The sequence below is a fragment of the Paenibacillus sp. P4_A7 genome (genome assembly GCF_056402455.1).
Map to the genome: position 1 here is coordinate 1 of NZ_JBFUHJ010000215.1, position 8,910 is coordinate 8,910.

The window sequence follows — 8,910 nt, forward strand, 5'->3', positions numbered from 1 at the left end:
CATGACACCTTTTATTGGTCAGGGATCGATGGCACTGAGATTCTTACACACTTCATTACAACGCCGGATCCGTTCCGCAGTCCAGATAGCATTATGAAATATTATACGTACAATGGGCATGTGCTTCCACAGACGGTATCAGGAATATGGCGCGATTACCGCGATAAAGAAATTAATCAGGAATTGCTGCTCTCCTACGGCTATGGCGATGGCGGGGGAGGACCGACACGAACGATGCTGGAGATGAGAAGGCGCTTGGAAAATATGCCGGGCTTGCCGAAAATCACGACAGGCCGAGCGGACGAGTTTTTCAATAAATTAGAAGAAAAAGTTGCGAGCACGGATCGCTATGTTCATCGCTGGGACGGTGAGCTGTATCTGGAGCTGCATAGAGGAACCTATACATCGCAGGCGTATAACAAGAAGATAAACCGCTATATGGAAAATTTGCTGCGCAACGCTGAGATGGTGTCCACCTTCTACAGTACGCTGACACAATTTGCGAATTATGATCAAGCCGCTCTATATGACAGCTGGAAGATCGTGCTGCGCAATCAATTCCACGATATTTTGCCGGGCTCCTCTATCGCAGAGGTGTATGAGGATTGTCATGTTGAGTATGCGGAAGCGGAGAAGCTGGCTGAGGCTCCGCTCGCTATGAGCGCCCAAGGTATCTCTAGAATGATCGATACGGGCGATCAACCGGGTTATATGATCTTCAATTCCTTGCCATGGATCCGGGAGGAACTGATTGAACTCACAATAGATGTGAATGCTGATGCGCATTCTGCATCAACGCAGCAACTCAAGGTGAATGTACCTGCCATGGGCTACACGTTCCTTAGTGTTAAGGAATTGGAAGCTATGCTAGTGCCAAGAGAGCAAGTCATTTATGCCACAGAATCAGGGATTAAGACGCCTTTCTATGAAATCCAGTGGAATGAGAGTGGACAGATCACTCAGCTATACGATATTCAGAATGACCGTCAGGTAATAGTTGAAGGACAGACTGGAAACCGGTTCGATGTGCATGAAGACAAACCACTTGCTAGTGAGGCTTGGGATATTGATATTTTCTATTTCGAAAAATCATATGTTATTGAGCAATTGAAGTCGGTGGAAGTTGTGGAATGCGGTTCGCTGCGCGCTATCGTTCGGTTTGTATGGGGGTATGGCAGATCCGAGCTGCGTCAGGATCTAGTCGTTTATGCGGATGATCCGAGAATCGATTTTGTTACGGAAGTATCATGGCATGAACCTCAGCAATTACTGAAGGTCGCTTTTCCAGTCAATATTCGTGCTACTCATGCAACTTATGAGATTCAGTATGGCAATGTGCAGCGCCCAACCCATTGGAATACGAGCTGGGACTTTGCCAGATTCGAGACTTGTGCCCATCGATGGGTTGATCTATCGGAGAGAGATTATGGGATTAGTCTGCTCAATGATTGCAAGTATGGTCATGATGTGAAGGAGCAAACGATTCGCCTTACATTGATCAAATCAGCGACCAGTCCGGATGCGCAGGCAGATATCGGCGAGCATTCATTTACCTATTCCTTGCTGCCGCATGAAGGCGATTGGTTTACGTCCGGGACACAATTGCAGGCTAGACGTCTTAATACACCAGTTATTATTCAGGCAGTACAAGGTGGGACTGCTGCTCCAGCTCCTTCAACTACTGCTCAGAAGCTGCCTTCTACGCTCAGCTTCTTCTCAAGCGACAGCAAACATGTAGCTATTGATACGATTAAGAAGGCGGAGGATTCCGATGACTGGATCGTAAGATGTTATGAGTACGGCGGCAAGCGGGGAAGCGCAGACTTCTATTCTCATTTCGAGATAGATGTGATCGAGGAAGTAAACCTGTTAGAGCAGGAGGCCGAACCAATGGATGGACAAAGTCATCACTTTTCCGCCTTTTTCAAGCCTTATGAATTAATAACATTCAAAATAAAAATGAAATAAGATTAAAATTTCGTTCGTAATGCAAGAATCGCTTAAGGCTAATTGACTTGGAGGTGAAATGATGCAACGTAGCAGCGGGTGTCGAATAACTAGTGATTTGATCTATAACAAATATCGTGCTGTGCTTCTAGAAAATGAGAAGCTGCAAATAATCCTTTTACTCGACAGGGGAGGAGAACCGATTCGTTGGCTTCACAAGCCGACGGATACGGATTTCATTTGGAAAACACGATTAGGACTGCAGCCGCCTCATGCGCTATTTCCCGATTATCAGATGACTTATCCGGGTGGTTGGCAGGAAATGATGCCGGAAGTAAGTTATACCCATACTTATCGTGGAACTACTGTTCATCGCGGTGAGACAGCGGTAAGCCCATGGGAGATGCAAATTATTCGGGATGAGGAGCAAGAGGTTCGTATTCGATTGACTCATAGAGTGCGGTCTCTACCGCTATACGTCGAGAAGGATTTCATTCTAAGAAGTGGTGAAACGACGGTCAGAATCGAAGAAACGGTTAAAAACGAAGCTCCGGTCCGAGTGGAGACAAATTGGGGTTACCACTTGGCTTATGGAGCGCCATTCATAAACGAAAATTCCAGAGTTCATTTCCCGCCCGGTGCAACGGTGATACAGCAATCGCCTCTGCAAGACGAATGGCCATGGCCTAATGCGGTGCAGGATGGAGTTACGATTGATTTGACACGCATGCCGCCACGCGGAACGCATAGAGATCTGATGGCGGTGAAGTCGACAGAGGGAGTGTACACCATCGAAAATCCTGATATGGGACTTGGTTTGAAGGTTCGCTGGGATCAGCATGTGTGGCCTTATGTTTGGTATTGGCAAAATTTCGGGTCAGATGGAGATGCGCCATTTTTCTCTGTTGAGTACAACATTGGACTGGAAATGTTTAATATTCCACCGAAGCTTACATTGGCCGAAGCGGCAGCTGCCGGCTTAGCCTTAGAGCTGGAGCCGTTCGGTTCACAATCTTCTTGGCTTGAATTTGAAGTGAAGGAGGATGGAATTAGTGGTAGATGAGAAAGAGATTAAGCTGCTTAGCAATCGCTTTGTATTAAGCAAGAATCGGTTCGGAGAGATATTGAAGGGTATACCGTCACTTAAAGCAGGTGTTATAGGCGACGTAAGTCTTGACGTCTATTGGGAGACAGATATGGAGCGAAGTGAATTATCCAGAGAAACTCCACATTATACATTGCCGGTGATGAACGAGAAGTGTTCCCCCGGAGCTGCGGGGAATGTGGCAGCTAATTTAAAAGCGATTGGCTGCAGCCAAGTATATGTTTGTTCTGTCTTTGGTGATGATTGGCGTGGGTCACTGCTGAAGCGGGCGTTTCATGATTTGGACATCGATCTCACGTATTCTCTTAGCAGCGAGGATTGGTGTACACCCGCTTATTGCAAACCCATTCGTATCGGTCTGCAAAATGTGCGGCAGGAGGACCCACGTCTAGACTTTTTTAATTATAAATCACTGCGGGAGGATGTTATCGGTCAGTTGGTGAAGCAGCTGGACGCAATGGCTGATAAAGTGGATATAATCGCAGTAACTGATCAATTTAAGTTCGGCATTATTGGGGACGCGATTAGGCATTGCTTGAAGGGTTGGGCAGCCAAAGGTAAGATTGTGCTCGTCGATAGCAGAGAGCGAATTCATTTATTTCATGGCATGATGATTAAACCGAACGAGCTGGAAGCTGCTCATTCCTTTCAATTAGAGAAAGATAACAATGGTCATACTCTATTAGATTGGGCTGAATTGGCTTTACGTATGTCGCGTGAGATGGGCTCTCAATGTTTCATTACGCTTGGCGAGAAAGGGTCGATTAGCGCCGATGGAAGCGATTATAGGTGGGTACCTTCGCTTCCAGTCCAACCTCCTTTAGATACGGTTGGGGCAGGGGATTGCTTTGCTTCAGGACTTCTTGCTTCGCTTGGGTCAGGTAGCAGCACAGAGGAAGCAATGGCGTTCGCCCATTTCGCTTCCGCGGTTAGCATTAAGAAGCTAGGAAGCACGGGAACTGCGTCCCCGAAAGAAATAAAAGAGATATACGATTACTACGAGAAGATCGGTTTCAAAAATTAGTTTTGTAAAAAGGTTCACAAAGTATGGCAAAACCTCCAAGTCCACTATAGCAGCGGTTTTGGAGGTTTTGGGTATGCTTAAAATTTATTATCATGATATAGACAGATTAAATGCTTCTGGACGCATCGCCTTAAGCTGTCTCTCATAGAGATCATGGTATAGCCCATTGCGAGCTAAAAGAACCTCATGTGAGCCCCATTCTTTAATTTGTCCATCCTCCATAACGAGGATGAGGTCTGCGCGCACGACAGTTGCTAGACGGTGAGCTATGATAAACGTCGTTCGGTTTTTCATCAGCCGATCCAGCGCATCGGTAACAAGTGCTTCCGACTCGGCATCGAGTGCAGAGGTAGCTTCATCCAAAATGAGGATTTTAGGGTCTTTGAGCAAAGCACGTGCGATAGCAAGTCGCTGCTTCTGACCGCCGGAAAGCCTCATTCCGCGATCCCCGAGCAGGGTATGATAGCCATTGTCCCAGCTGTCTATGAATTCATGGCAGTTCGCAGCCTTGGCTGCAGCTACTACTTCTTCTATCGTTGCGTCTGGCCGACCGTATACAATATTTTCAAAAACGGAGCCAGAGAATAAAATATTGTCTTGCAATACCATTGCAATTTGTTTACGAACGTCTTGAATATCGTATTCTTTTATATTTATATCGTCCACATACACACCGCCGTGCTTCGCGTCGTAGAAACGTGCGATGAAATTGATCAACGTTGACTTTCCTGCGCCGCTAGGACCGACTAGGGCTACAACCTGACCGGGTTTTGCATGGAAGCTAATCTGTCTTAAGCCGATTCTTTTCTCGACTTTAGTAGGAGGAGGGGAGCTTCTCGTTTTTGGAGGGATCCAATAAAATGATTTTGCTGGCTTTTGTCGTACTACAATATCGGGGTCCTGCCAGTTTTTATCATCTTTGGGCAAGGGCACTTCAGAAGCATAAGTAAACGAGACGTTTTTGAACCGAATATCGCCGCTGCATTCCTTCAAGGGCAGTGGATCTTCTGCGCTCTTAATTCCTGGCTCGATGTCCATTAGCTCGAAGATTCGTTCAATATGAGTCAGTGAGTTTTGAATGGTCACATTGATATCGGCGAAGCGTTGGATTGGACCGTACAGCTGCCCGAGATAGGCTTGGAAGGCAATAAGTGAACCGATAGTCATATCTCCGTTCAGTACGAATGCGCCTCCAACGGCCCAAGTAATAAGCGTGCCAGAGTTGCCGATCAGTTCACTGATTCTGCCGAGAGAATTGGCGAGCAGCTGTGCTGCAAGTGAGTGGCGAATATGTGATTGCGTTTGCTTGTCAAAGCGCTCCAGCTCCGCGCGTTCACCATTAAATGCCTGCACGATCTTCATGCCGGAAATACGTTCTACCAGTAAGCCCGATATCAGCTCCATCTGTCGGTTGACCGCACGAGAAGTGAAACGAATTCGTATATTGAGATTTGTGAAGATCAAATAATAGACCGGTAGTATCCAAAGCGACATGAGGGCCAACTGCCAATTTAAGGAGAAGAGGAGGAAAGCGGCAAAGCCAACCATGAACAAGTCGAAAATAGCATTGAGCACATTGTTCCCTACTAGATTTTGAGCGCCATTTACATCGTGGGTAATTCGACTTAGCAATACGCCGACCTGCTGGTTATCGAAAAATGTCTGAGGCATTTTTTGAATATGTTCATAGAGCTGTCTGCGTATACTGGCTACCATACGGCTCGACATTAAGGAGGCCAGCATGTTTCTAAAAAAAGAGGCTCCTAAGTGCATCAAATAAATCCCGCCAAAAATGAGCAGTACACTTTTCAGAGTCCAACTGGAATCAGAAGGCGCAAGAACATCATCGATTAATATTTTCGTTAACCAAGGGCTTGCCAAGGGCAGGACAAACTGCAATACACCGACGCCCAAAATGGCAGCAAGATAAAAGCGATAAGGCTTGACAAACTTTAAAAATCTCCAGATGAGTTGCATTCTAGGTGAGTGGTCTTCCGAATTGGCACCGTTCTTTTCACTCAATTGAATTCCTCCATATTCCATCCGTCTCTTGTGTTCCGCCTACATGATTTCACATTGTATATGACGAATGGGAAGTTGTTAAGGACGCTGTGAGCGAAGTGGAGGTCGTTTGAGTTAACTTTGTAAACAAATGATAGGATTTCCTCTTGTTTCCTCCCAATTACATTTTTTTTAAATTTTTACGTGACTTTAACTTTACTATTTGACCGATTAACTTTATTATTAAATTAATTGATTTGGAACCTTAATGAATATCCGAGGAGATGGTGAATTGACAAGTCATCCAACCGAACAGTGGAAAAAACAGTTCAGTGGTGTATATGCATTATTACTTACTCCGTTTATGAGAAATAAAGAAATTGACTGGGAAATCTATGAACAATATGTGGAATGGCAGTTATCGAACCTACCGCAAGGATTGTTTGCCGTTTGCGGCAGCAGCGAAATGGAACAGTTAACACCAGATGAGCGGTATGAGCTAGCTCGCAGGGCTGTGCGACGAGCTAATAAAATTCCAGTATTGGCAACCGGTAATGTAAGCGCTATTATAGAAGAGCATGAAGACGAAATACTTAGGATGGCAGAGACTGGTGTTGCTGGAATTGTTCTTATACCGCCAGGAAATATGGGAGAGGATCAGAAAAAGCTAGAGGAGTATTTCGCAAAACTAGCAGACATTTCTCCAGTGCCTATTTTTTTATATGAGTGTCCACTCGCAGCTCCTAGACATATTGACTCAAAGGTATATAAGCGATTAGTAGAATTGCATGGTATCGTCGGAATCAAAGATACCACATGTACGAATGAGGGCATAAACGATAAAATTACAGGTGCTCCAGAAGGCTTGGTGTTTCAAGCTAATACGCCATTTATGGCCGATGCATTGCGTAATGGGGCTGCTGGTGTTATGTCTACGACTACTTCAGCGGCTGTTGATATCGTGTTGGAATTGTGGGAAGCGGTTAGAAATGAGGATTCGAATAAGACTGCTGCTGCTCATGAATTACTTGTATTTCTGGATGGTGTATTGGGGAAGGGCTACCCTGTAACCGCTAAGCATCTTGTCTCCCTAAGAGGTGTACCAATGTTGACAGAATCACGCAAAGGAAAAAGCATGAACGCCTCGGCAGCAAAAGGAATAGAGGTTTGGTTGAAAGCAGCGGAAAAACATCTACTGAAATCGAACTCATCCAAGAAATAAAAATAGCAAATTATCCTGAAATACCTAGTTATAAGTCCGTATTGTCAGAATAAAGTTTAATCATTAAGTAAAAAGAAACGGGTCATAAGGAGGGAGTATTTTGTTGCTGCTTCGCAAGTACATGGTTCTTCTTATAGGATTATTGTTGCTCAGCTCCTTATTCTTCTTATCAAGGAGTACATCGAATGATGCCGCTATGGCTAGTGTACCGGAATATAGTGAGGACATTCAACGTTCAATAGCGGCTGAAGCCGATCTGGCATCAACGCTGGGACAGTCATACTTAAGCTATCTAAGTGCAAGGAAAGCTGAAGGGATACAAGATACGACAGGTTACAGCGAAATTATAAGTGGAGAAAAATACAGTTCTCTGAGCGAAGTTGGAGCTCATATCGCCGATGATCCTGATGGTTCAGGCAAGGATGTAGTAGTAATCGAGGATGAAGGTGGATGGGTCGAATACGAGGTAGAGATAGCTGAAGCCGGGTTTTATCAGATGGGATTAACCTATTATTCGTTAGATGGCAAGGGTTCGTCGATTCAACGCAAGGTTTCGATCGATGGACAGTACCCATTCTTTCAATCCGAACGGATTGCGTTCTCTAGAATGTGGAAAGAATCGAAGTTGCCTTGGTTTGACAACATGGGAAATGAATTTAATTCAGCGCAAGAAGAGGTGAAGGGCTGGCAGTACAAAGAGTTTAGCGATCCCGAAGCTAGAGTAGAAGAGCCTTTCCGCTATTCCTTTACCAAAGGTACTCATAAAATTCGTATACATTACTTGCGCGAACCAGCCGCAATTGGCGAGCTTCATATCTTTTCTCCTGTGGTACTGCCTACCTATGAAAAGGTGCTGGAATCATACCGACAAGCCGGCTACACAGAGACAAATAACTTTGAGTTGAAATTGCAAGCGGAAAACGCGGCTCTTAAGTCGGATCCGACATTGCGTAGAACGAGCCATAGAGAGCCAGCGACAGAACCATTCGATCAAGATATCATGCTATTAAATACGATAGGGGGCAGTTCTTGGCGCGATGGAGGTCAGTGGATAGAATGGGAATTTGAGGTGCCTAAATCTGGATCATACGAGATTGGGAGCAGATTTCTTTCACAATGGCTAAACCAAACTCCCGTGCAGCGCACCGTATATATCGACGGTATTATACCATTCAAAGAAATGAACGCAGTTAATTTCCCTTACGCCAAACAATGGCAATCTGGTGCTCTTGGGATGGGGGATACGGAATTTCTCGTTTACTTGGAAGAGGGAGAGCATAAAATCCGCATGGAGGTACAGGTTGGTCAACTAGGCCAAGTATTCGAAGTGCTGCAGCAAGTCTCACAAAAGGTATCGTACCTAAGCAGAGAAATCATCATGCTAACTGGTACGAATCCAGATAAAAATCGAGAGTGGGAGCTTGAACGTAATATTTCAAACTTAATCCCACGTCTTCATTTGATGGCTATCGACATGCAAAAGGCTATTGATTTCATGCAGGAGATGGGAACAGAGGGAGATAGCCCTGAGCTTGCTCCGCTTGCTACCGCTCGAGATCAGCTTATAAACTTAGCAGCTAAGCCAGGAACCATTCCGAGCCGTATTGGCAG

At 45.2% G+C, this 8,910-nt stretch carries 6 protein-coding genes; 5 read left to right on the plus strand and 1 reads right to left on the minus strand.

Annotated features, from left to right (window positions below; translation table 11 throughout):
* From AC1DWN_RS21065 to AC1DWN_RS21075, 3 genes are all read left to right on the plus strand, one after another.
* On the plus strand, positions 1-1,968 hold a 1,968-nt coding region (locus AC1DWN_RS21065), incomplete at its 5' end, for an alpha-mannosidase (protein WP_477560866.1).
* A gap of 58 nt (positions 1,969-2,026) precedes the next feature.
* The gene (locus tag AC1DWN_RS21070) at positions 2,027-3,010 is read left to right on the plus strand and encodes a DUF4432 family protein (protein ID WP_477560867.1); all 984 of its coding nucleotides are present in this window, start codon (positions 2,027-2,029) and stop codon (positions 3,008-3,010) included.
* Complete coding sequence (locus AC1DWN_RS21075) at positions 3,000-4,076, plus strand: bifunctional heptose 7-phosphate kinase/heptose 1-phosphate adenyltransferase (protein ID WP_477560868.1); 1,077 nt, start codon at positions 3,000-3,002, stop codon at positions 4,074-4,076. Before AC1DWN_RS21070 ends, AC1DWN_RS21075 begins: the two co-directional genes overlap by 11 nt.
* Positions 4,077-4,166: 90 nt before the next feature.
* On the opposite strand, the gene AC1DWN_RS21080 is transcribed toward AC1DWN_RS21075, so the two are convergent.
* Complete coding sequence (locus tag AC1DWN_RS21080; protein ID WP_477560869.1) at positions 4,167-6,098, minus strand: ABC transporter ATP-binding protein; 1,932 nt, start codon at positions 6,096-6,098, stop codon at positions 4,167-4,169.
* Positions 6,099-6,369: 271 nt separating this feature from the next.
* On the opposite strand from AC1DWN_RS21080, the gene AC1DWN_RS21085 reads away from it, so the two are divergent.
* Together AC1DWN_RS21085 and AC1DWN_RS21090 are read left to right on the plus strand one after the other, a co-directional pair.
* The gene (locus AC1DWN_RS21085) at positions 6,370-7,299 is read left to right on the plus strand and encodes a dihydrodipicolinate synthase family protein (protein WP_477560870.1); all 930 of its coding nucleotides are present in this window, start codon (positions 6,370-6,372) and stop codon (positions 7,297-7,299) included.
* A 100-nt stretch (positions 7,300-7,399) separates the two neighbouring features.
* On the plus strand, positions 7,400-8,910 hold a 1,511-nt coding region (locus AC1DWN_RS21090; RefSeq protein ID WP_477560871.1), incomplete at its 3' end, for a carbohydrate-binding protein.